The organism is Stutzerimonas nosocomialis (assembly GCF_005876855.1).
Classification (GTDB): Bacteria; Pseudomonadota; Gammaproteobacteria; order Pseudomonadales; family Pseudomonadaceae; genus Stutzerimonas; species Stutzerimonas nosocomialis.
Window position 1 is genome coordinate 1 of the sequence record NZ_QLAE01000007.1, and the last position, 20,421, is coordinate 20,421.

A 20,421-nucleotide genomic window follows, 5' to 3' on the forward strand; every position below is an offset into this window, starting at 1 on the left:
GTTAGGTACACAAAAGCCCGACCATGGAAACGATACAGCTCCCTAACGTGTATTGGCCGTTACTTATCGCTTACACCCTCATAGCGTATGCTGCCTTCCTTGCTTGGAAGCGCTCTAGCTCAGTTTATGGACTGGCCGCCATATCTGCATTTGCATGCTTAATCAGCATAGATGCAGCGCCAATATTTTTGCTCATCTTCGCCGAAAGCCACGATACAACTCTTTCCCTATTCTGTTTGAGTTGCGCAAATGGCCACACACCCTACTTTTAATTTTAGGCCCGCTCTTCCTTATCTTAGCGCAGCGTGCAAAACCAAAGCTGAAACCTAACTAGTGGTTCAAATCGTTCGCTTCGCTCACTGGGACGGGCTAAAGCCCGCCTCTTAACCAAACGTTAAGTGCTCCCATGCACTGGGTTACTTTTCTTGATAATCCGAAGGCAGTGAGCTCACTGTTCGGCGATGCATGCGACCTTTCGTCTGTGGAGATACATGAAGTTGCGTTGGGGCGGGAAGGTTCGGTCTTGCGATTGCGGTTCGACGTGCCAGTTGTGCCAAGCTGTATGCCTAGTAAGTGGCCAGCTGGTTCCAACACAACGCAGATCACCATAGCTGCCTGGGGAATCGAATCTCTGGAAATTGCCGGATGGACCTCACAAGTTTCAGGCGAATTCACAGTTTCACGGCTAGGTGATTTATTAGCACTCTCGTTACCAGTACGTGCTACCACATCCAGGCTTCATTCGGCTACTTACGTATAGAGCGAGTCTCCGGTTATATCAATGGTTTATCCGGCCGATCGCTCTAGGCAGCAGCCTAACATGCGGTTGAAGGTTCGTTCGCTACGAGCGGCAGGCCGTTGCCGTCACCGCCGCCTTGGTGGGCCGGTGAGTAGGCTGCGCATGCTCAGCTGAAGTTCGAGCTGGAACGTCGAACGATCTTGATCGAATGCTTGAGCGTCGGTTTGCGGGTCACGCTGATGGCTTTGCGGGTGACGGTGTCGAGGGTGATGTTCCAGAAGCCGGTGCTCGGTACGGTGATCCTTGCAGGGAAACGATCGAACGCGCCGCCGTGGTAGGTATGGCGGCCGCCGTTCTTGAAGCTGCGGAAGTTGGCATCGTTCATCAGGCGGATGTTGCAGGGTTGCGAGCACTCGATGACGACGAGGTCGTCTTCGTTGAGGTGTTCGCGCTGGTGGATGAATTTCATGGTCGGCTCCAGTCGGCCTGTAGATCGGCGCGGACAATAGCACGGCGCTCGCCTGAGCGGCGGCCAGCCAGTCGACCATGCATATACGTCAGGGCCCATACCGCCGGGGCTGCGGCGGTGGTAGCATCCGCGCCCTATGCGAATCCAGGACGTCCACCAGCGCCTCGCCGACCTCGGCGCCAAACCCCGGCACATCGGGCGGATGACCCGTGCCTGGCTCAAGGGCCAGCCGCTGGAGATCGGTCGTCGGCAGCAGCAGGCCGAACACTTTCTGCCGCTGAGCGTGCGTGAAGGGTTACCCAGGGTCAGCGAGGAAATCGCGGGCCTCGCGCGCTTGCGCTCCGAGCATCCCGCCGCCGACGGCTCGGCCCGTCTGCTGGTGGAGTTGGCCGATGGGCAGATGGTCGAGAGCGTGCTGTTGCCGCGCGACGGCTTGTGCGTGTCGAGCCAGGTCGGGTGCGCGGTGGGGTGCGTGTTCTGCATGACCGGCAAGAGCGGCCTGCTGCGCCAGCTGGGCAGCGCCGAGATCGTCGCCCAGGTCGCCCTCGCCCGTCGCTTTCGGCCGGTGAAGAAAGTGGTGTTCATGGGCATGGGGGAACCCGCCCACAACCTCGACAACGTGCTCGAGGCGATCGACCTGCTCGGCACGGACGGCGGCATCGGCCACAAGAACCTGGTGTTCTCCACCGTGGGCGATCCGCGGGTGTTCGAGCGCTTGCCGCAGCAGCGGGTCAAGCCCGCCCTCGCCCTCTCGCTGCATACCACCGACGCCGAGCTGCGCCAGGCCTTGCTGCCCCGTGCGCCGCGCATCGACCCCGACGAGTTGGTCGATCTCGGTGAAGCCTACGCGCGAGCGGTCGGCTTCCCGATCCAGTATCAGTGGACCCTGCTCAAGGGCGTCAACGATACCCAGGACGAAATGGACGGCATCCTGCGCCTGCTCAAGGGCCGGTACGCGGTGATGAACCTGATTCCCTACAACAGCCTGGAACTCGACGAATTCCAGCGCCCCGACGGCGAGCGTATCGTGCAGATGGTGCGCTACCTGCACAGCCGGGGCGTGCTGACCAAGGTACGCAACTCCGCTGGCCAGGACATCGACGGCGGCTGCGGGCAACTGCGCGCACGAGCCACCGAGGTCATCGCCCGCCGGTCGCGGCGAAACGCCTTGTAGCGCTGATTCACAGCGGGCCGCCCGGGAAACGAACCGGCGGCCGGGTGGGTGGTCCCAGTGCAGGGCACAACGCCCTCGCGAAGGAACTGTCTTTGAAGCATCATCGCCACGATCACCGCCGTTTTTGCATACGCGCCAACCTGGTCGCTGAATACCGGGAAGACTTACGGAGCGGCCACTTCGATCGCGCCTGCTGACATGAGTCGCAGCGCAGCGCCACGGTCACACGACCGCACGCCAACGGAAGACGAACGACGTATGCACACACTGGAGCAACTCAAGCGCGGCGAACTGGCCGGCACGACCCGGCTCGACCTCTCGGCCGACCTCACCGAGTTCCCGCCCCAAATCTTCGACCTGGCCGACAGCCTCGAAGTCCTCAACCTTTCGGGCAACCGGCTCAGCAGCCTGCCGGCGGATCTGCACCGGCTGCACCGCCTGAAGATCCTGTTCTGCTCGCACAATCGCTTCGCCGAAGTACCCGCGTCCGTCGGGCAGTGCCAGCAGCTGGAGATGGTTGGATTCAAGGCCAACCAGATCCGCCACCTGCCGGCCGAAGCCTTGCCGCCGCGCTTGCGCTGGCTGACGCTGACCGACAACCGCCTGGAACAGGTGCCGGAATCCATCGGCCGATGCGCCAGGCTGCAGAAGCTTTTGCTCGCGGGCAACTGCCTGCGGGCGTTGCCGGCCAGCCTGGGCCGTTGCACCAACCTCGAGCTGATTCGCATCGCCGCCAACCAGCTGACCTCGCTGCCCGACTGGTTGCCGGCGATGCCCCGCCTCACCTGGCTCGCCTTCGCCGGCAACCCGTTCAGCGATGCCAACGAAGCCGTGGCGCTGGCGAACCATCCGATTCCGCCGGTGCCGCGAGAAGCCATCACGCTCGGGGAGATGCTCGGCCAGGGCGCATCCGGCCTCATCTACCGCGCGACCTGGCAACCCGTTGGCCAGCCGCCGCGCGCCATGGCGGTCAAGCTGTTCAAAGGCAGCATGACCAGCGACGGCCTGGCGCATAGCGAGATGGCCGCCAGTGTCGCGTCGGGCGAGCACCCGAACCTGATGCGTGTGGCCGGGCCGTTGGTCGAGCATGCCGACGAAGCGCCAGGACTGCTGCTCGAGCTGATCGGGCCGCAGTTCCAGCCGCTGGCCGGCCCGCCGTCATTCGAGAGCTGCACACGCGACTGCTACGCCGCGAATCAGCGCTTCAGCTTGGAGCAGACGCTGGGGATAGCCCGGGGGGTGGCGTCGGTCACGGCTCACCTGCATGAGCTCGGCGTCCTGCACGGGGACCTGTACGCCCATAACCTGCTGGTCGACTCCTCAGGCCGATGCCTGCTCAGCGATTTCGGCGCCGCCTCGTTCTTCGAACCCGGTACCGTCCAAGGGCTGGCGCTGCAGCGGGTCGAGGCAAGAGCGTTCGGTTGCCTGCTCGAAGAGCTGCTCACGCGTACCGAAGCCGCCGGCCAGCCCACCCGCCTCGATGCACTCTGGCAACTGCAGCGCCGCTGCGCCGCGGAGCAGAGCGCCGAGCGCCCCACCTTCGAGTGGCTATCGGGGCAACTGGCCACCCTCCAGTAATCGCGTCGGCGGCCGAAATGCAAACGGCGACACACTTTCAGCGCCAGCCAGTGATAAGGATGCGGTAGATGCAAGACCTCGATATCCAGCAGGACCCCTTCGTCATCGGCCTCAAGGAACGCCTGCCAGGCGAGCTGCGGGACAGCTTCAGCGATGAGCAGCTCGAAGCCCTGAAGATCGCCTTCGGCGCGAGAAAGTGGGGCCAGCATCGGGTGGACCTGCGAGCAACCATCCGCATCTGGCGCTGGCGCTACTATTTCGTGCTGCTGGCCGGGCGCAACAAACGCGACCTCACCCGCGGTCAGCAGGAACTGTCGCGCGCGGCCAAGGCCGGCACCATCGCGGTCTTCCTGCTGTTTTCCCTGCTGCTCGGCCTGGCGGTGCTGTACCTGATCAAGTCGGCGCTGGGAATCGACGTGCTCCCGGGCTTTTCGCTCGGGCTGTGGGACTGGTTCAAGGCCACCCTGCGCTAGCGCAGCAGCCGCACGGCGTCTTCCTCTCCCAGGTATTCGACGAGAATCCGCCGCCAGCTGCCGTCGCGCTGCATTTCGACGAAAGCGTCGGCCATGCGTTGCTGCAGCGCCTGGCCGCCGTTCAGCTGTGTGTTGCCGGCGATATAACTGTCCAGCTGCCCGATGGGCCGGCCCATGGTCAGGGTCTGCGAGTAACCCAGGCGGCGCCACAGGTAACGGGCGCGCAACTCGATTTCGTACCAGGCCACCACACGGCCACTGTTCAACAGTTCGGCCCCCTGCTCGGGGTCGGCGACCTCGACGATCTGCTGGCCCTCCCGCAGCTGCGCGCGCAGCTCCTGCGCACGCGGCGTACCGCTCATGACCGCAACGGGGCCGCTCGCCAGGGCGTCGGCCAGCGTGTCGAACGGCCGACCGAGACTTGCCACGCAATAGCGGGTGGAGAGCACATCCACCAGCCAGATGAACTTGTCTTCGCGCTCGGGGAAACGTCCCAGGTTGAGCACTAGCCCGGACGGGTCGGCTGCCGCCTCATGCTGAACACGGCGCCAGGGCACGCTGCGAAACAGGCATTCGAGCTGCAGCCGTGCGCAGAGCTGCTCGCTGAGTTCGCCGAACAGCCCCGGCGCCTGCTCGGTGCCGCCGGCGAACGGCATCTGCCCATGGCCTACATAGATATTCACCGGCGCGGCCGTCGCCGAGGCCGCCACGCACGCCCACAGCAGGCCAACCGCCCCGCATCGCCAGTTCGATTTCTTTGAGTCCTTCGGCACCGACTTCTCCTTACCCTGACATCACGGGCGCCCCATTGGGATGCCCGACCGAGGTCGCATCGACGCGTGCACGCGGCGTGCTGGAGTTTTAAAGGGCGTAGCGTCTTAAATCAACCTCGACGAATGGAGGCGTTGCAGTCTCCCGCCTCGCCAGGTGGATACGCGCTGCTAGACTCCCGTTACGGAGGGCCTGCCCATGACCGAAGAATCGGATGAAAAACCCCTGACGTTCGGCGAGATGCTATCGAGCGTGCTGGCCGCGGCGCTCGGCGTACAGAGCGGCAAGAACCGCGCCCGCGACTTCTCGCGGGGCAAGCCGGTGCATTTCATCCTGCTGGGCCTGGGCTTCACCGCGGTCTTCGCGCTGGCGCTCCTGGGCATCGTGCTGCTGGTCATACACCTCGCAACGCCCTAGCCGGAGGCCTCGGCGCTACTGGTGGCTGACCCAGAATACCGCGGTGGCGACCGCCAGCATGATCAGAACGAAGATCGCGACGGCATCGACACCACTGTCACGGTTGTGCGGATCGAATTTCTCGGTCATGGCCTATCCCCTGTCGTTGTGCTTATGGGGCTTGAGTTAAGACGACAAGCGCCCTGCCCTCAAGTCGGCGGACCGCCTGGGCGTTAGCACTATTAGTTCGCTTCATATACAAAAACATCACTTTTGCACATAACGCCTTGCTGCTATCGTGCCCGGCTCTGCGAAGTGCGCGGCCGTGCGCGCATTCAGCCGTAAGCAGCCTGACCGACAGGAATCTTCATGTACGTATACGACGAGTACGATCAACGGATCATCGAGGACCGCGTAAAGCAGTTCCGCGATCAGACCCGCCGCTATCTGGCCGGTGAACTGAGCGGAGAGGAGTTCCGCCCGCTGCGCCTGCAGAACGGCCTCTATATCCAGCGCTATGCGCCGATGCTGCGGATCGCCGTACCTTATGGGCTGCTGGGCAGCCACCAGCTGCGCAAGCTCGCACACATCGCCCGCCACTACGACAAGGGCTACGCCCACATCAGTACCCGTCAGAACGTGCAGTTCAACTGGCCCGACCTCGAGGACGTACCCGAGATTCTCGCCGAGCTCGCCACGGTGCAGATGCACGCCATCCAGACCAGCGGCAACTGCATCCGCAACACCACCACCGACCAGTTCGCCGGCGTCGCGAAGGACGAGCTGGTCGATCCGCGCCCCTGGTGCGAAATCATCCGCCAGTGGTCGACCTTCCACCCCGAATTCGCGCATCTGCCGCGCAAGTTCAAGATCGCCGTCAATGGCGCGGTCAGCGACCGCGCGGCGATCGAAGTGCACGACATCGGCCTGGAGGCCGTACGTAACGATGCCGGGGAGCTGGGCTTCCGCGTCTCGGTGGGCGGTGGCCTGGGTCGCACGCCGATCGTGGGCAGCTTCATCAACGAATTCCTGCCGTGGCAGCACCTGCTGACCTACCTTGAGGCGATCCTGCGGGTGTACAACCGCTACGGGCGTCGCGACAACAAGTTCAAGGCGCGCATCAAGATCCTGGTCAAGGCACTGACGCCGGAAGTCTTCGCCGAGCGCGTGGCGGCCGAATGGGCGCACCTCAAGGATGGCCCGACCATCCTCACCGAAGCCGAAGTCGCACGCGTCTCGGCGTTCTTCGTCGAGCCGGCCTACGAAGCGCTGGAAGACCAGGACGCCACGTTACAGGCACTGGACGCCGAGCATCCCGGCTTCGCCCGCTGGCGCACGCGCAACGTCTTCGCGCACAAGAAGCCGGGTTATGCCGCCGTGACGCTGTCGCTCAAGCCGACTGGCACGGCCCCCGGCGATATCACCGACAAGCAGTTCGATGCACTGGCCGACCTGGCCGACCGCTACTGCTTCGGCGAGGTCCGCACCTCCCACAACCAGAACATCATCCTTGCCGACATTCGCCAGAGCGACCTGTTCACCCTCTGGGGCGAACTGCGCGAACTCGGGTTCGCGACGCCGAACATCGGCTTGCTGACCGACATCATCTGCTGCCCGGGCGGTGATTTCTGCTCGCTGGCCAATGCCAAGTCGATTCCGATCGCCGAGGCGATCCAGCGCCGCTTCGAAGACCTCGACTATCTGTTCGACATCGGCGACATCGACCTCAACATCTCCGGCTGCATGAACGCCTGCGGCCACCATCACGTCGGCCACATCGGCATCCTCGGCGTGGACAAGAAGGGCGAGGAGTTCTACCAGGTCTCCCTCGGCGGCAGCGCCAGCCGCAACGCCAGCCTCGGACAGATCCTCGGCCCCTCGTTCGCCCAGGACGTGATGCCGGACGTCATCAGCAAGATCATCGATGTGTACGTGGAGAGCCGCGAGGAAGACGAGCCCTTCATCGACACCTACCGCCGTATCGGCATCGCCCCCTTCAAGGAACGCGTCTATGCAGCGAATCATTAAGAACGGCCAGGTGATCGACGAGTCCTGGCACCTGCTGCCCAAGGACACGACCCTGGAAGGCCTGTCCAACAGCGACGACGTCATCGTCCCGCTGGGGCTGTGGCTCGAGCACGGCCATGCCCTGCGCGCGCGCGACGGCGGGCTGGGCGTGTGGCTCGACAGCGACGAGGAGATCGAACTGATCGCCGACGACCTGGAGAAATTCCAGGTCATCGCGCTGAACTTCCCGGTGTTCACCGACGGCCGCCACTTCTCCACCGCACGGCTGCTTCGCGAGCGTTATGGTTACAAGGGTGAGGTCCGGGCGATCGGCGATGTGCTTCGCGACCAGCTGTTCATGATGCAGCGCTGCGGGTTCGACGCATTCGCCGTGCGTCCGGACCGTGATCCGTACGACGCGCTGCAAAGCCTCGGCGATTTCAGCGAGGCCTACCAGGCCGCGGTGGATCAGCCGCTGCCGCTGTTTCGCAGACGTCAGGGCTGAGCCTGCCGCTTGAACGAAAAACCCGCCGATTGGCGGGTTTTTCGTTTTTCATCACTGGTACATCCAGAAATTGGGATGTTCGAGTGGGGTCTGGTTCGACGAGGTGCCGGCTGTCTCGGAGGTGCTGCGCTTGAACAATGCGACCAGTGCTTTCATGGTGATTCCCTGCAGTTGCGTTGAGATGGCGCTAATCTCTCTCAATCGATCACTGCAGGGTAGTTGGCGTTCTCTATCGCACCGATTGACACTCAGTCCAGTCTGACGAGTGTCCGCCCGACCTGCCCTGCTGCCAGTATCCGCTCGATCTCTGCCGGCAGCTGCCCGAGTTCCACCTCGTGAGCCAGGTCCTCAAGGGCCTGGATCTTCCACTGCAGCGAAAGCTTGTCCCACATCGAGGCCTTGACCACCAGCGGCAGCTCGACCGAATCGACACCCAGCAGATTCACGCCCCTGAGAATGAAGGGCAGCACGTTGCCCCTGAACTCCGTTCCGGCGGTCAGCCCGCAGCAGGCCACGCTCGCGCCACGATGCAGCGACTTGACCACGTTGAACAGGACGTCGCCCCCCACGGTATCGACGGCACCGGCCCACTGTTCCTTGAGCAGCGGCTTTTCCGCACCGGTCTGCAAAGCAGCGCGATCGACGATCTGGCTGGCGCCCAGGCGGGTCAGGAACTCGCCCTGGTCCGTCTTGCCCGTCACCGCCGCCACGCTGTGGCCGAGGCTGGCCAGCAGCGCCACGGCGATGCTACCGACCCCACCGGTGGCGCCGGTAACCAGGATCGGGCCGGCGCCGGGCTGCAGACCGGCCTGCTCGAGTTTGTCGACGCAGAGCCCGGCGGTCAGGCCCGCAGTACCGAGGATCATCGCCTCGCGCAGGCTCAAGCCGTGCGGACGCTTGATCACCCAGGCCGCCGGCACGCGGATGTACTGTCCGAACCCGCCCGCCGTGTTCATCCCCAGGTCGTAGCCGGTGACGATGACCTCATCGCCCTCTGCGAATTCGGGCACCGCGGAAGCCGTCACCACTCCGGCCGCGTCGATGCCCGGCGTATGCGGGTACTGCCGGGTGACGCCACGGTTGCCGCTCGCCGACAACGCATCCTTGAAGTTGAGCGACGAGTAGCGAACACGGATCAACACATCGCCTTGCGGCAGGTCATCGACGTGGCGTTCGACCACCGCGGTCGTGAACCGACCGTCGGCGCCTTCGCGGGCCTGCAGTGCCTTGAAGCTGCTCATCGCGCTCTCCTATTGCCAGAAACGTTGTTCGTTCAGCCGGGTCCAGCCCTTGAGCAGGCCATGCTCGAGCGTGGCGCTCGCCGCCATGCCGAAACGCTCGGGCAGGCTCTTCTTCTGTGCGTAGTGCAGCTGGAACAGCTCGCACTCACCAGCCCGCTCGGCCAGGTATTCATCGCTGGTCTTGATCTCGTCGATCAGCTGCTTGCCGAGCGCCGCGGTGCCCAGCCACACCTCGCCGGTCGCCACCTCGTCGATCGCCAGCTGCGGGCGATAGCGGGCGACGAAGTTCTTGAACAGCTCGTGAGTGGTTTCCAGGTCGTCCTGAAACTTTTCCCGTCCTTTTTCGGTGTTCTCGCCGAATACCGTCAGCGTGCGTTTGTACTCGCCCGCCGTGAGCACCTCGACATCCACGTCGTGCTTCTTGAGCAGGCGATGGACGTTGGGCAGCTGAGCGACCACGCCGATCGACCCCAGGATCGAGAACGGCGCCGCGAGGATCTTCTCGCCGATGCACGCCATCATGTAGCCGCCGCTGGCGGCCACCTTGTCGACGCACACCGTCAGCGGCACGCCCGCCTGGCGGATGCGCACCAGTTGAGACGCCGCCAGCCCGTAGCCATGGACCATGCCGCCACCGCTTTCCAGACGCACCACCACCTCGTCCTTCGGTGTGGCCATCGTCAGCAGCGCGGTAATCTCGTGGCGCAGGTTGTCGACCGCCGACGCCTTGATATCGCCATCGAAATCGAGCACGAACACCCGTGGCTTGTCGGCGCCGCCTTTCTTCGCCTGCTTGGCCGCCTTGGCCTCGCGCTTGCGTTGCGCCTTGTAGGTGTCCTTGTCCCAGATCGCCTGCTCAAGGCGCTCGCGCATCGCCTTGTAGAAATCGTTGAGCTTGTGCACTTCCAGGTGACCCCCGGACTGCTTGGCACGCCCCCTGCGCAGGGACGCGATGGTCACCAGCACGACGATGATGGCCACGACCAGGGTCACGGTCTTGGCCAGAAAGCTTGCGTAATCGGCAAGAAAATCCACACGTCCTCCTAAATTCACACGCCAACCGCCCGCAGAGCGCTGCCTGGGGTAATCGCTCAAGCATACCGGCGCGGTGGAATACGGGCCAGCGAGCGCAATTCAAACAAGCGTATGATTTGTCGTTGACACCCGTGGGGTATGTCCCTACCCTCGCGAAAAAACAGCGCTAGCGGGGCAGCGGGCATGGGCAGTATCTACCTGATCAGGCATGGTCAGGCGTCTTTCGGCGCAGATAACTATGACGTGCTCTCCCCGCTGGGCCACCTGCAGGCCCAGGCCGTCGGCGATCACCTGGCCCGGCTCGGCATCCGTTTCGATCGTTGCCTCTGTGGCGAACTGGACCGCCAGCGCGATACCGCACGCGCCGCGCTGCAGCGCATGAACGACGCCGCGAGCCCGCCGCTGGAGGTGGAAATCGACGCGGCCTTCAATGAATTCCATGCCGACGAGGTCATCCGCGCGCACCTGCAGGATCTGCTCGCCGTCGAGCCGCACGCCATGGACATCTTGCGCAACGCCGCCGATCACCGCGCCGAGTTCCAGCGCCTGTTCAGCTACGTGATCGCGCGCTGGGTATCGGGCGACCACGACAAGGAAGGCCTGGAAAGCTGGCAGACCTTCGTCGACCGCGTCCAGGGAGGCCTCGACCGGCTGCTCGCCCACGCGGGGAACAAGGACCGCATCGCCGTGTTCACATCCGGCGGAACCATCACCGCCCTGTTGCAACTGGTTATTGGCGTGCCGCCGATCAAGGCGTTCGAGTTGAACTGGCAGATCGTCAACACATCCATCAGCCTCCTGAAGTTTCGCGACCGAGAGGTCGCACTGGCTTCCTTCAATAGTCACGCGCACCTGGAACTGTTGAAGAAGCCGGAGCTTGTCACCTACCGATAGGCTCCAGCAGCCCGCGAGGTATCGCGGCGTGTCCCTCCCCACACCCACAAGGAAATGACCATGAGCAACGTCGACCAAACCATCCAAGGCATGAAGGCGAAATTCAATTCCAGCGCGGCCGCCGGCCTGGACCTGATCTTCCAGTTCAACATCACCGACGCCGACAACTACTACATCGTGGTCAAGGACGGCACCTGCGACATCCAGCAGGGCGACTCCAGCGACGCCAACGTCACCCTGATCATGGATAGCGAGACGCTGCAGGGCATCATGACCGGCGAAACCGACGGCATGCAGGCCTTCATGTCGGGCAAGCTGCGTACCGAGGGCGACATGATGCTGGCTCTGAAGCTGGGCGAACTGTTCCCCAACTGATGACGCCGCTCGTTTCGCCGTAGAAAGGAACCGAAGCCCTCTGGCTTCGGTTTTTTTTTGCCTGGCCGCCCGCAATCAGGCGCTCTGATCGAAGGGCAACACCCGCGCCGATAATGCCGGGGCCAGGGTTGGCGATACCGGGGCTGCCCATTAAATTAGTGAATCGTCTCGAGCACCGAACATAATTAGAAGGGATAGACATGGCGCTTACCGACCAGACCAGCGCGATTCGCCAAGGTGAAGAACTGCCTGCGGACGTGATCGACGCTTACCTCAAGGCGCACATTGGAGGCCTCGAGGGTACGCCTCGCATCACCCAGTTCCCAGGCGGAGCGTCCAACCTGACCTACCTGCTCGAGTACCCCGGCCAGGAATTCGTCCTGAGGCGACCGCCGTTCGGCCACAAGGCCAAGTCGGCCCATGACATGGGACGCGAATACCGGATTCTCAACCAGCTCAACTCGGGCTTCCCCTACTGCCCCAAGGCCTATGTGCACTGCACCGACGAATCGGTGATCGGCGCTGAGTTCTACGTAATGGAGCGCGTCAAGGGCATCATCCTGCGCGCCGAACTTCCGCCGGAGCTGGGCTTCGATGCATCGCAGACGCGAGCACTCTGCGAGAGCTTCATCGACAAGTTCGTCGAATTGCACAACGTCGACTATCAGGCGTGCGGCCTGGGCGACCTGGGCAAGCCCGAAGGCTACGTGAAACGCCAGATCGAAGGCTGGATCGACCGTTACGAGAAGGCCGTGACGCCCGACGCGCCGGGCTGGGAGCCAGTCAAGGCCTGGCTGAAGGACAAGATGCCCGCCAACCACCCCAAGCCTGCGATCGTCCATAACGACTACCGTTTCGACAACGTCATTCTCAGCGCCGAGAACCCGATGCAGATCATCGGCGTGCTCGACTGGGAACTGACCACCCTCGGCGATCCGCTGATGGACCTGGGCAATACCCTCGCCTACTGGATCGAAGCGGATGATCCGCAGCCGATGCAGCTGATCCGCCGCCAGCCGAGCCATATGCCCGGCATGCTCACCCGCCAGGGGTTCGCCGACTACTACGCCAGCCGTGCCGGAATCGAGATCCCCTGCATCGACTTCTACTATGTCTATGGCCTGTTCCGCCTGGCCGGAATCGTCCAGCAGATCTACTACCGTTATCACCACGGCCAGACCCAGGACAAACGCTTCGCCCAGTTCATCCACATGAACAGGCTGCTGGAGCAGAAAGCCTTGCAGGTGATCGGCCAGTCTTCGCTTTGAGCCCGTACGCCCAATATCGCGGCGAGCGGCGCCGCTGACCAACAACAAGGAATCCCGACATGCCTAAGACCACCCTTTTCGACCTGGACGGCAAGATCGCCTTCGTCTCCGGCGCCAGCCGAGGCATTGGCGAGGCCATCGCCAAGCTGCTCGCCCAGCAGGGCGCTCACGTGATCGTGTCCAGCCGCAAGCTCGACGGTTGCCAGGCTGTGGCCGATGCGATCACCGCGGCCGGTGGCAAGGCCACCGCCATTGCCTGCCACATCGGCGAGATGGAGCAGATCCAGTCGGTCTTCGCGCAGATCCGCGAACAGTTCGGCCGTCTCGATATCCTGGTCAACAACGCGGCGACCAACCCGCAGTTCGGCCATGTGCTGGACACCGACCTCTCGGCCTTCCAGAAAACCATCGATGTGAACATCCGCGGTTATTTCTACATGTCCATCGAGGCCGGCAAGCTGATGCGCGAGCACGGCGGCGGCAGCATCATCAACGTGGCCTCGATCAACGGCGTCTCCCCCGGCAACTTCCAGGGCATCTACTCGATCACCAAGGGCGCGGTCATCAACATGACCAAGGTGTTCGCCAAGGAATGCGCCCAGTTCGGCATCCGCTGCAATGCCCTGCTGCCGGGCCTGACCGACACCAAGTTCGCTTCCGCGCTGGTCAAGAACGACGCCATCCGCGAACTCGCGCTGCAGCAGATCCCGCTGCGTCGGGTGGCCGACCCGGGCGAAATGGCTGGCGCCGTGCTCTACCTGGCCAGCGACGCCTCCAGCTACACCACCGGCGTTGCGCTGAACGTCGACGGTGGCTACCTGTCCTGACAGTGCCGCTGGAACGAAAAAGGGAGCCTGTTGGCTCCCTTTTTCGTTCGTATCGGTATCACCAGTCCTTGAGCGCCTGGGTCGCCGCCGGGTTCATCGGCTGTACCATCAGGCCGGTCGGCGCCAGGCTCACCTGGAACACCGCACCGGCGGCGACAGGCATGTAGTTGACCCGGCGCGCCTCGGAATCGACGAGATACAGGTCGCGCCCACTCAGGCGCAGCCAGCGCCAGAAGTCCAAGCCCGCCGGGCTTTCGGACAGCGACACCAGCGCATGTCGCGCCTGCCCCTGTTGCTCGACGGCCAGGTAGCGCCCCGACAGCCTGTCGAGGCGGTAGCCGGGCTCCAGCCCGATCAGATCGGCCAGCCCTTTCCAGCGCAGGATGCGCATGTCCAGCTGCCAGAGATCCCCCTCCAGCGTGACACGACGCTCGCCATTGCCCTGTACCAGCCTGACGTCGTAACGCTGCGGGCCATCGGCATTGAAGGTCAGCGTCGCCACCGGACCGGCCTCGGGCAACGGCCGGTAGTTGTGCACGTCATAGGCAATCACCCCGATCAACGAGCCCAGGGCCAGCACCACGAGCCCGAAGGTACCGCGCAGCCAACCCAGCAGCCACTGCCCGCCCAGCAACAGGCGCAACGCCACCAACACCACGATCAATGCCAGAAACGCGACGGCTATTGCCAGCCCAAGGTATTGCATGAGGATTCATCCTTGCCTGTGGAAGGCCGAAATTATCCGTGCGCCTTTGCGCGCCTACCGACGACTGCTTGGCACATTGATCATCGGACGGAGCGGCGCATGAAGGCGATGGGGAGTGGTTCGCAGTCGCTCAGCGCGGAAGGGCCGGCGGCTCCAGCCCCAGGCGCGACGCCACGTAGAGATCGATCAGGTATCGCGCGATGGATTGCCGGGCGGGCAGCCCAGGCAGCGCATGGATGGAAAACCAGCGCGCATCCTCGATCTCCTCGGGCTGCGGCACGATTTCGCCGCCGTCGTACTGCGCATGGAAGCCGAGCATCAGCGAATGGGGAAAGGGCCAGCCCTGGCTGCCGATGTACCTGAGGTCGCGAATGGAAACGCCCACTTCCTCACGCACCTCGCGCTCGACGCACTGCTCGAGCGACTCGCCCGGTTCGACGAAACCGGCCAGGGTGCTGTAGACCCCGGGCGCGAAACGTGGCGAACGCGCCAGCAGCAGTTCGTCACCACGGGTGACCAGCACGATCATGCTTGGCGACAAGCGCGGGTACTGGTGCAACCCGCAGGCCGGGCAATGCATGGCGCGCTCGCCGGTGCGCTGCTGCATGGGGCTGCCGCAGCTGCCGCAGAAGCGGTGCTGATGCGCCCAGGTACCGATCTGCGCGGCGAATCCCAGCATGCGGAACAGATCACGGTCACCGTCCTGCAGCATGAACTGCCTCAGGCCCTGCCAGCGTGCGCCGGGGACGTCCTCGAGCTGGGCCAGCTCGAAGAGGAACACCGGCTCTCCGTCGAAATACCCCAACCCCTGTTCGCTGACCACGCCCAGGTCGAGCCGGCGCAACCAGTCCCGCGGGAACAGCACGCCGTTGTCGTCGAACAGGAACTGCTGCTGGCTGTGTACCAGAGCCCACCCGCCCGGCATTGCCGGATCGAGCAGCTCGGGCTGCCAGCGAAGGCTCATCAGGCCGCCACCGGGAGACCCAGGGCTCGCACGCTCTCTGCCGTGAGGTCGAGCACGCTCGAGCGGCTCTGATCGCGACGCAGTACGGCGCCGCCTTCGAGGTAGTACTCGAGGCTGGTCAATGCGTCGGCGAGCGTTTCGAGCATCTGCTCGGAGGGCATCTGCGGGCTGTCGATCATTTCCTTCTGGATGTATTCGGCGCAGGCGCCGATGAGCTCCGCCGCACGATCCTGATCGAGGAAGGTCAGCCCGCCACGCACGGCCAGCAGGCTGAACGGCACGTTGGCCAGGTGCAGCTTGTCGCCGTTGGATTCGAGGTAGGCGGTGATCGCGCGCTTGGCCAGTGCCAGACCGGCGGTGGCCTCGTCGAGCACGACGATGCGCGCCTCGGTCAGCTGGTGGTTGGCGAAGGTCTCGCCTTCCTGGCCGGGCTGCGCGATCTGCGGACGTGCATCGCGACGCTCGCCGCGCTCCAGGCTGGCGACCATGCTCTCGACATAAAGCACCGCATCGGCAAGCTTCTGCAGCGCATCGGGCTTGGGCGCTTCGTCATGGCTCCAGGCACTGACCACCTGCAGTTGTGCATGCAGCGCGTTGGCCGCGGAGGAAAGGCCCACCATGCTCAGGGTCTTCGCCAGTTTGGCGATCAGAGTATGCAGCGAGGAGAAAGCCTCGGCCGGCGCGGTGCCGCGCTCGACCAGGTCGAGCATGTCCTTGAGGCTGGCCATTTCTTCGCGGATGGCCGAAGACAGGGACTTCATCACCGCCTGCCCCGGACCGGACAGGCGATGGTATTCCTCTTCGAGCATGTGATCGGTGAACGGCAGCGAGGCCAGACCGAAGACATCACGCACCTGGCTGACGGTAGGCCCCGAGCTGTCGGCCAGGGCCACCAGATAGAGGAGTTCCTTGAGCAGGTTGCGCGGAGCCTCGTAATTCGGGTTGGCGACGACCTGCCGGAGTTCGCGATCGAGCCGGGAGAACAGCTGCTTGCGCGACCTGCGCGGCAGCAGCTGGCCGTCGAGTTGCGCCTCGAGCGCCGCGCTGCTCAGCCAGCACAGTCGGCCGCTGGGATGGTGACAGAACAGTGCGTCGAGGCGGGTCAGCGCACGTCCCATCAGCTTCAGGCTGGCCGGCAGGTTTTGCTCGCGAATGAAGCCAAGCAGGCCGATCTGATACATGTGGCGCAACCGGCGCGCCTCGCCCGCCAGATCAGCCGGCGTGCTGGGCGCACGCGCCAGGGCTGGACGCGGCTGGTCGAGCCGTACGCTGAAGAAGAAGCTTTCCGGCAGGGGCGGCTGCGCCGCGGCAAGGCGCAGGGCATTGATCGCCGGCAACAGCAGCTCGGGAATTTCCTGGCGGCTGGCATCGACGCTCTCCAGGTAACGCCCCAGAACGTAGAGCGCATTGCTCAACGCCGCGAGCTGGGTGTCGCGATCTTCGCCGGCACCGACCGGTATGTCGGTCGCCAGCTGCAGGATCTCCTGCGCCAGCAGCTCAGCACCGGTGAGCTCGATGAGGTTCAGCGTGCCGCGCACCTGGTGCAGGCTTTCGACCGCCTGCTGCAGCAGGCTGCCGTTGTTGCGATCGACGATGAAGTGTTCAAGGCTCTGCTCGGCCTCTTCCATGGTGGCGAACAACTCATCGCGAACGAGACTGAGTGATGTAGCTCCAGTAACCATGCCTAGTGCGCCTCCCGCGCAACGTTCAGGTGGTGCATCAGTCGGCAAAGTCCGGCTTCTGTTTACTCATGTGCGCTGCCATGGCGACCTTCAGATCGGCCGACTGCAGCATGGCAGCGTTCCAAGTGGCGATGTATTCCAGGCCGTCATCGACGCGGTGATCGCGCATGTAGCGGATCATCTCCTTGGTCCCCCGAATCGCCACCGGGGATTTCTCGGCAATTTCACGTGCCAGGGCGAATACGCCGTCGAGCAGTGCGGCCTGATCGGCGTAGGTGCGGTTGACCAGCCCGATGGACCTGGCCTCCTCCCCCTCGATGGTACGGCCGGTGTATGCCAGTTCACGCATCATGCCGTCGCCGATGATCCGCGGCAGCCGTTGAAGCGTGCCGACGTCCGCCGCCATGCCCATGTCGATCTCGCGGATGGAGAACTGCGCGTCCTCGGTACAGTAGCGCATGTCGCAGGCCGAGATCAGATCGATCGCGCCGCCCAGGCAGTAGCCGTGGATGGCCGCGATCACCGGTTTGCGGCACAGGTCCACGGCATTGAACGACGCCTGCAGCGAAAGGATCTTGCGCCGCAGCCGCTCGGCATTGCGACCGACGTCCTTGCCCAGCTCGCTGGCCGCCTGGGCCAGAAGCTGCAAATCGATACCTGAAGAGAAGTGCTTGCCCTCGCCGGACAACACGACCACGCGCACCTCGTCCGTCTCGTCTATCCAGCGGAAGATCTCGACGATCTCCAACCAGAAGTCGGCGTTCATGGCGTTGACCTTCTCGGGTCGGTTGATCACCACATGGGCAATCTTGTCGGCCAACTCTATACGGAAGGCTTTGTACTCGATCACGCTATCTTCCTCGACAGCCAGGGCATTCAATATGCAAGACAGAGGTCTAAACCGCGCAACTATAACAAGCGCAGGGGGAATGTCGATGCGGGACGATGTGAATCAGCCCACGGCATGAGTTAAGAAGCGTTTTGACGTTCCCCCCATAAGCCTCTGATAGACGGCAAAAAGCGGCTCAGATCCCGCTGATGCAATCGACCGTGTAGCGCGCGCCCGACGGGCCTGCTTCGTTCTGCAGGCCGTGGACGTCGGCATCGAAACCGGGAAAGCGCGAGGCGAACGTCTGGGCGAAACGCAGGTAATCGAGGATCGAACGGCTCTGCGCGGTAAACCGCTCGCCGGGCATGATCAGCGGGATACCCGGCGGATAAGGTACCAGCATCACCGCGGCCACGCGCCCTTCCAGCTCGTCGATCGGCACCGCCTCCACTTCCCCGCGCACCAGCTTGTCGTAGGCATCGGCGGGCTTGAGCGCCTGCTCGGGCAGGACGGTGTACATCCTTCGCATCGCGCGCGCGGTGGCATTCTCGCGGTAGCAGCCGTGCAGCGCGTCGCAAAGATCGCGCAGCCCCATGCCCTGGTAGGTCGAGCCGCCGGCCCGGGCCACCGAAGGCAAGGCGTCGCACAAGGGCAGATTGGCATCGTAGTGGCGCTTGAACTCCAGCAGTTCGGTCAGCAGCGTGCTCCACTTGCCCTTGGTGATGCCCATGGAAAACAGCACGAGCATGGAGTACAGCCCGGTCTTCTCGACGACCAGGCCGCGCTCCCAGAGAAACTTGCTGACCACCGCCGCCGGGATACCCTTCTCGCCCAGCCCGCCGGATGCGGTAAGCCCGGGGGTGACCAGGGTGACCTTGATCGGGTCGAGCAGCACGTAGTCCGGCGCGATCTCGCCGAAGCCGTGCCAGGGCGCATCGGGTTCGAGCAGCCAGTCGCCCACCTTCACCTCGTCGACACCCTCGGCCGATTCGGGCTGCCAGATGCCGAACCACCAGTCGCCTGCCGGCAGATTCGCGCCGAGGTTGGCCAGCGCGCGACGGAAACTCAGGGCCTCGTCGAAGGTTTCCTGGATCAGCGAGCGGCCGGCCGGCCCTTCCATCATCGCCGAAGCGACATCGAGGGAAGCCAGGATGCCGTATTGGGGCGAGGTGGAAATGTGCATCATGAAGGCTTCGTTGAACCGGTCGCGGTCGAGCTGACGCGTCTGGCTGTCCAGCACGTGGATCATCGACGCCTGGCTGAAGGCCGCGAGCAGCTTGTGGGTCGAATGGGTGGTGAACACCAGCGGCCCCTGCTCCCGCGTGTCCATCCCGTAGCGACCGTCGTAGAACTCGTGGAATGCCGCGTAGGCATACCAGGCCTCGTCGAAATGCAGCGCCTGCACCGAATCGCCCAGCGTGCGCTTGATCAGGTTGGCGTTGTAGCACAGCCCGTCGTACGTCGAGTTGGTCACCACCGCCAGGCGGACGTTGGGCTCACGGCCGCGCGTCAGAGGGTTGGCCTCGATCTTCGCCCGAATGGACTCGCGGCTGAACTCGCCGAGCGGAATCGGCCCGATGATTCCCAGTTCGTTGCGCGAGGGTGTGAGGTACAGCGGTATCGCCCCGGTCATGATGATCGAATGCAGGATCGACTTGTGACAGTTGCGATCCACCAGCACCAGGTCGTCGCGGGCGACCATCGAATGCCAGACGATCTTGTTGGCGGTGGACGTGCCGTTGATGACGAAGAAGGTGTGGTCGGCACCGAAGTTGCGCGCCGCGCGTTCCTCCGCGGCGGCCAGCGGGCCGGTATGGTCCAGCAGCGAACCGAGCTCGGGCACCGAGACCGACAGGTCCGAGCGCAGCGTGTTTTCCCCGAAGAACTGATGGAACGCCTGGCCGACCGGACTCTTGCGGAACGCCACGCCACCGCCGTGCCCCGGGGTGTGCCAGGAATAATTGGACTCGCCGGTGTGCTGCACCAGCGCGCGAAAGAACGGTGGCAGCAGCCCTTCGAGGTAATTGCGCGCCGCGCGGGCCACCTGGCGGGCCAGGAACGGCACCGTGTCCTCATAGAGATAGAGCAGGCCCCGCAGCTCGTTGAGGTCCGCCATGGCGTCGGCCGGTGCGTTCTCGATGGTGATCTGCTCGCCGAGGGCGAAGATCGGCAACTTGGGCGCCCGCCGACGGGCGACACGGATCAGCTCGACCACGTCGTGCAGCAGGCGCTGGTTGTCCCCGGCGCCTTCGGCGGCGACCAGGATGCAGGCCAATCCGTGATGGGTCGAGGCAACGATCCGCCCCTCGACCGAGCTCACCGTCGGCAGAATGGTGAAGCCGTCCTGCTCCAGCTCCGTGGCGATGCCACGCACCCGCTCCCCGGCGACGGTGTCGGCCTTGATGTCGCGATGAACGATGAGGATTGGAAACTTGAGGTCTTTGTACATGCGCCGCCCCTGAAGGAATTCTCCTTCAGGGTAGAGCCT

20 protein-coding genes are annotated in these 20,421 nt (G+C 63.9%); 11 read left to right on the forward strand and 9 right to left on the reverse strand.

Annotated elements, in window-relative coordinates:
* The first annotated feature begins 406 nt into the window (after window positions 1-406).
* Window positions 407-760 carry an Imm50 family immunity protein gene (locus tag DN824_RS22870; RefSeq protein WP_138407419.1) on the forward strand — a complete coding sequence of 118 codons (354 nt, stop codon included), beginning with the start codon at window positions 407-409 and terminating at the stop codon, window positions 758-760.
* A gap of 145 nt (window positions 761-905) precedes the next feature.
* Here the strand turns inward: DN824_RS22870 and DN824_RS05895 are convergent, their stop codons facing one another.
* Window positions 906-1,208, reverse strand: a complete 303-nt coding sequence (locus DN824_RS05895; protein WP_138407420.1) for a DUF1883 domain-containing protein — start codon at window positions 1,206-1,208, stop codon at window positions 906-908.
* Between the two features lie 136 nt (window positions 1,209-1,344).
* Here DN824_RS05895 and DN824_RS05900 point away from each other — a divergent pair, with 136 nt between their 5' ends.
* The 3 genes from DN824_RS05900 to DN824_RS05910 all read left to right on the forward strand — a co-directional run bounded on the left by DN824_RS05900 (window position 1,345) and on the right by DN824_RS05910 (window position 4,433).
* The gene (locus tag DN824_RS05900) at window positions 1,345-2,382 is read left to right on the forward strand and encodes an RNA methyltransferase (RefSeq protein WP_138407421.1); all 1,038 of its coding nucleotides are present in this window, start codon (window positions 1,345-1,347) and stop codon (window positions 2,380-2,382) included.
* Window positions 2,383-2,640: 258 nt separating this feature from the next.
* A complete protein-coding gene (locus tag DN824_RS05905) occupies window positions 2,641-3,960 on the forward strand; it encodes a leucine-rich repeat-containing protein kinase family protein (protein ID WP_138407422.1) in 1,320 nt (439 codons plus the stop codon).
* A gap of 68 nt (window positions 3,961-4,028) precedes the next feature.
* Window positions 4,029-4,433, forward strand: coding sequence for a 3-phosphoshikimate 1-carboxyvinyltransferase (locus tag DN824_RS05910; protein WP_138407423.1), 405 nt, complete (start codon window positions 4,029-4,031; stop codon window positions 4,431-4,433).
* Here DN824_RS05910 and DN824_RS05915 read toward each other — a convergent pair.
* Window positions 4,430-5,116 carry a substrate-binding periplasmic protein gene (locus DN824_RS05915; RefSeq protein ID WP_158295367.1) on the reverse strand — a complete coding sequence of 229 codons (687 nt, stop codon included), beginning with the start codon at window positions 5,114-5,116 and terminating at the stop codon, window positions 4,430-4,432. The two genes, DN824_RS05910 and DN824_RS05915, sit on opposite strands and share 4 nt — an antisense overlap.
* Before the next feature lie 286 nt (window positions 5,117-5,402).
* On the opposite strand from DN824_RS05915, the gene DN824_RS05920 reads away from it, so the two are divergent.
* The 3 genes from DN824_RS05920 (at window position 5,403) to DN824_RS05930 (ending at window position 8,112) form a co-directional block, all read left to right on the forward strand.
* Window positions 5,403-5,621, forward strand: a complete 219-nt coding sequence (locus DN824_RS05920; RefSeq protein ID WP_138407425.1) for a DUF2970 domain-containing protein — start codon at window positions 5,403-5,405, stop codon at window positions 5,619-5,621.
* 348 nt (window positions 5,622-5,969) lie between these two features.
* Window positions 5,970-7,628, forward strand: a complete 1,659-nt coding sequence (locus tag DN824_RS05925) for a nitrite/sulfite reductase (protein ID WP_138407426.1) — start codon at window positions 5,970-5,972, stop codon at window positions 7,626-7,628.
* Complete coding sequence (locus DN824_RS05930; RefSeq protein WP_138407427.1) at window positions 7,612-8,112, forward strand: DUF934 domain-containing protein; 501 nt, start codon at window positions 7,612-7,614, stop codon at window positions 8,110-8,112. Before DN824_RS05925 ends, DN824_RS05930 begins: the two co-directional genes overlap by 17 nt.
* A gap of 248 nt (window positions 8,113-8,360) precedes the next feature.
* Here the strand turns inward: DN824_RS05930 and DN824_RS05935 are convergent, their stop codons facing one another.
* Window positions 8,361-9,353, reverse strand: a complete 993-nt coding sequence (locus DN824_RS05935) for a YhdH/YhfP family quinone oxidoreductase (RefSeq protein ID WP_138407428.1) — start codon at window positions 9,351-9,353, stop codon at window positions 8,361-8,363.
* A gap of 9 nt (window positions 9,354-9,362) precedes the next feature.
* A complete protein-coding gene (gene sohB / locus DN824_RS05940; protein ID WP_138407429.1) occupies window positions 9,363-10,388 on the reverse strand; it encodes a protease SohB in 1,026 nt (341 codons plus the stop codon).
* A gap of 183 nt (window positions 10,389-10,571) precedes the next feature.
* On the opposite strand from sohB, the gene DN824_RS05945 reads away from it, so the two are divergent.
* The 4 genes from DN824_RS05945 to DN824_RS05960 all read left to right on the forward strand — a co-directional run bounded on the left by DN824_RS05945 (window position 10,572) and on the right by DN824_RS05960 (window position 13,752).
* Window positions 10,572-11,282, forward strand: coding sequence for a histidine phosphatase family protein (locus tag DN824_RS05945; RefSeq protein WP_138407430.1), 711 nt, complete (start codon window positions 10,572-10,574; stop codon window positions 11,280-11,282).
* A 60-nt stretch (window positions 11,283-11,342) separates the two neighbouring features.
* On the forward strand, window positions 11,343-11,657 hold the full coding sequence (locus DN824_RS05950; protein WP_138407431.1) for an SCP2 sterol-binding domain-containing protein: 315 nt from the start codon (window positions 11,343-11,345) through the stop codon (window positions 11,655-11,657).
* A 200-nt stretch (window positions 11,658-11,857) separates the two neighbouring features.
* A complete protein-coding gene (locus DN824_RS05955) occupies window positions 11,858-12,925 on the forward strand; it encodes a phosphotransferase family protein (RefSeq protein ID WP_138407432.1) in 1,068 nt (355 codons plus the stop codon).
* A 59-nt stretch (window positions 12,926-12,984) separates the two neighbouring features.
* Window positions 12,985-13,752: an SDR family oxidoreductase gene (locus DN824_RS05960; RefSeq protein WP_138407433.1), complete on the forward strand. Its 768-nt coding sequence runs from the start codon at window positions 12,985-12,987 to the stop codon at window positions 13,750-13,752.
* Window positions 13,753-13,810: 58 nt separating this feature from the next.
* On the opposite strand, the gene DN824_RS05965 is transcribed toward DN824_RS05960, so the two are convergent.
* From DN824_RS05965 to DN824_RS05985, 5 genes are all read right to left on the reverse strand, one after another.
* Window positions 13,811-14,458 carry a hypothetical protein gene (locus DN824_RS05965; RefSeq protein ID WP_138407434.1) on the reverse strand — a complete coding sequence of 216 codons (648 nt, stop codon included), beginning with the start codon at window positions 14,456-14,458 and terminating at the stop codon, window positions 13,811-13,813.
* 130 nt (window positions 14,459-14,588) lie between these two features.
* Complete coding sequence (gene nudC / locus DN824_RS05970; protein ID WP_138407435.1) at window positions 14,589-15,422, reverse strand: NAD(+) diphosphatase; 834 nt, start codon at window positions 15,420-15,422, stop codon at window positions 14,589-14,591.
* Window positions 15,422-17,104, reverse strand: coding sequence for a FimL-related protein (locus DN824_RS05975; protein WP_138407436.1), 1,683 nt, complete (start codon window positions 17,102-17,104; stop codon window positions 15,422-15,424). The genes nudC and DN824_RS05975 overlap by 1 nt, the downstream gene beginning before the upstream one ends.
* A 37-nt stretch (window positions 17,105-17,141) precedes the next feature.
* Window positions 17,142-17,954, reverse strand: a complete 813-nt coding sequence (locus tag DN824_RS05980; protein WP_138407437.1) for a crotonase/enoyl-CoA hydratase family protein — start codon at window positions 17,952-17,954, stop codon at window positions 17,142-17,144.
* A 175-nt stretch (window positions 17,955-18,129) separates the two neighbouring features.
* Entirely contained in the window at window positions 18,130-20,382 is a 2,253-nt protein-coding gene (locus DN824_RS05985) for an Orn/Lys/Arg family decarboxylase (RefSeq protein WP_138407438.1), read from the reverse strand.
* Window positions 20,383-20,421: the final 39 nt, after the last annotated feature.

Bases quoted from the DNA above. Each gene is read 5' to 3' on its own strand.
- DN824_RS22870 (WP_138407419.1), top strand. From the start codon at position 407: ATGCACTGGGTTACTTTTCTTGATAATCCGAAGGCAGTGAGCTCACTG.
- DN824_RS05895 (WP_138407420.1), bottom strand. From the start codon at position 1,208: ATGAAATTCATCCACCAGCGCGAACACCTCAACGAAGACGACCTCGTC.
- DN824_RS05900 (WP_138407421.1), top strand. From the start codon at position 1,345: ATGCGAATCCAGGACGTCCACCAGCGCCTCGCCGACCTCGGCGCCAAA.
- DN824_RS05905 (WP_138407422.1), top strand. From the start codon at position 2,641: ATGCACACACTGGAGCAACTCAAGCGCGGCGAACTGGCCGGCACGACC.
- DN824_RS05910 (WP_138407423.1), top strand. From the start codon at position 4,029: ATGCAAGACCTCGATATCCAGCAGGACCCCTTCGTCATCGGCCTCAAG.
- DN824_RS05920 (WP_138407425.1), top strand. From the start codon at position 5,403: ATGACCGAAGAATCGGATGAAAAACCCCTGACGTTCGGCGAGATGCTA.
- DN824_RS05925 (WP_138407426.1), top strand. From the start codon at position 5,970: ATGTACGTATACGACGAGTACGATCAACGGATCATCGAGGACCGCGTA.
- DN824_RS05930 (WP_138407427.1), top strand. From the start codon at position 7,612: ATGCAGCGAATCATTAAGAACGGCCAGGTGATCGACGAGTCCTGGCAC.
- DN824_RS05935 (WP_138407428.1), bottom strand. From the start codon at position 9,353: ATGAGCAGCTTCAAGGCACTGCAGGCCCGCGAAGGCGCCGACGGTCGG.
- DN824_RS05945 (WP_138407430.1), top strand. From the start codon at position 10,572: ATGGGCAGTATCTACCTGATCAGGCATGGTCAGGCGTCTTTCGGCGCA.
- DN824_RS05950 (WP_138407431.1), top strand. From the start codon at position 11,343: ATGAGCAACGTCGACCAAACCATCCAAGGCATGAAGGCGAAATTCAAT.
- DN824_RS05955 (WP_138407432.1), top strand. From the start codon at position 11,858: ATGGCGCTTACCGACCAGACCAGCGCGATTCGCCAAGGTGAAGAACTG.
- DN824_RS05960 (WP_138407433.1), top strand. From the start codon at position 12,985: ATGCCTAAGACCACCCTTTTCGACCTGGACGGCAAGATCGCCTTCGTC.
- DN824_RS05965 (WP_138407434.1), bottom strand. From the start codon at position 14,458: ATGCAATACCTTGGGCTGGCAATAGCCGTCGCGTTTCTGGCATTGATC.
- nudC (WP_138407435.1), bottom strand. From the start codon at position 15,422: ATGAGCCTTCGCTGGCAGCCCGAGCTGCTCGATCCGGCAATGCCGGGC.
- DN824_RS05975 (WP_138407436.1), bottom strand. From the start codon at position 17,104: ATGGTTACTGGAGCTACATCACTCAGTCTCGTTCGCGATGAGTTGTTC.
- DN824_RS05985 (WP_138407438.1), bottom strand. From the start codon at position 20,382: ATGTACAAAGACCTCAAGTTTCCAATCCTCATCGTTCATCGCGACATC.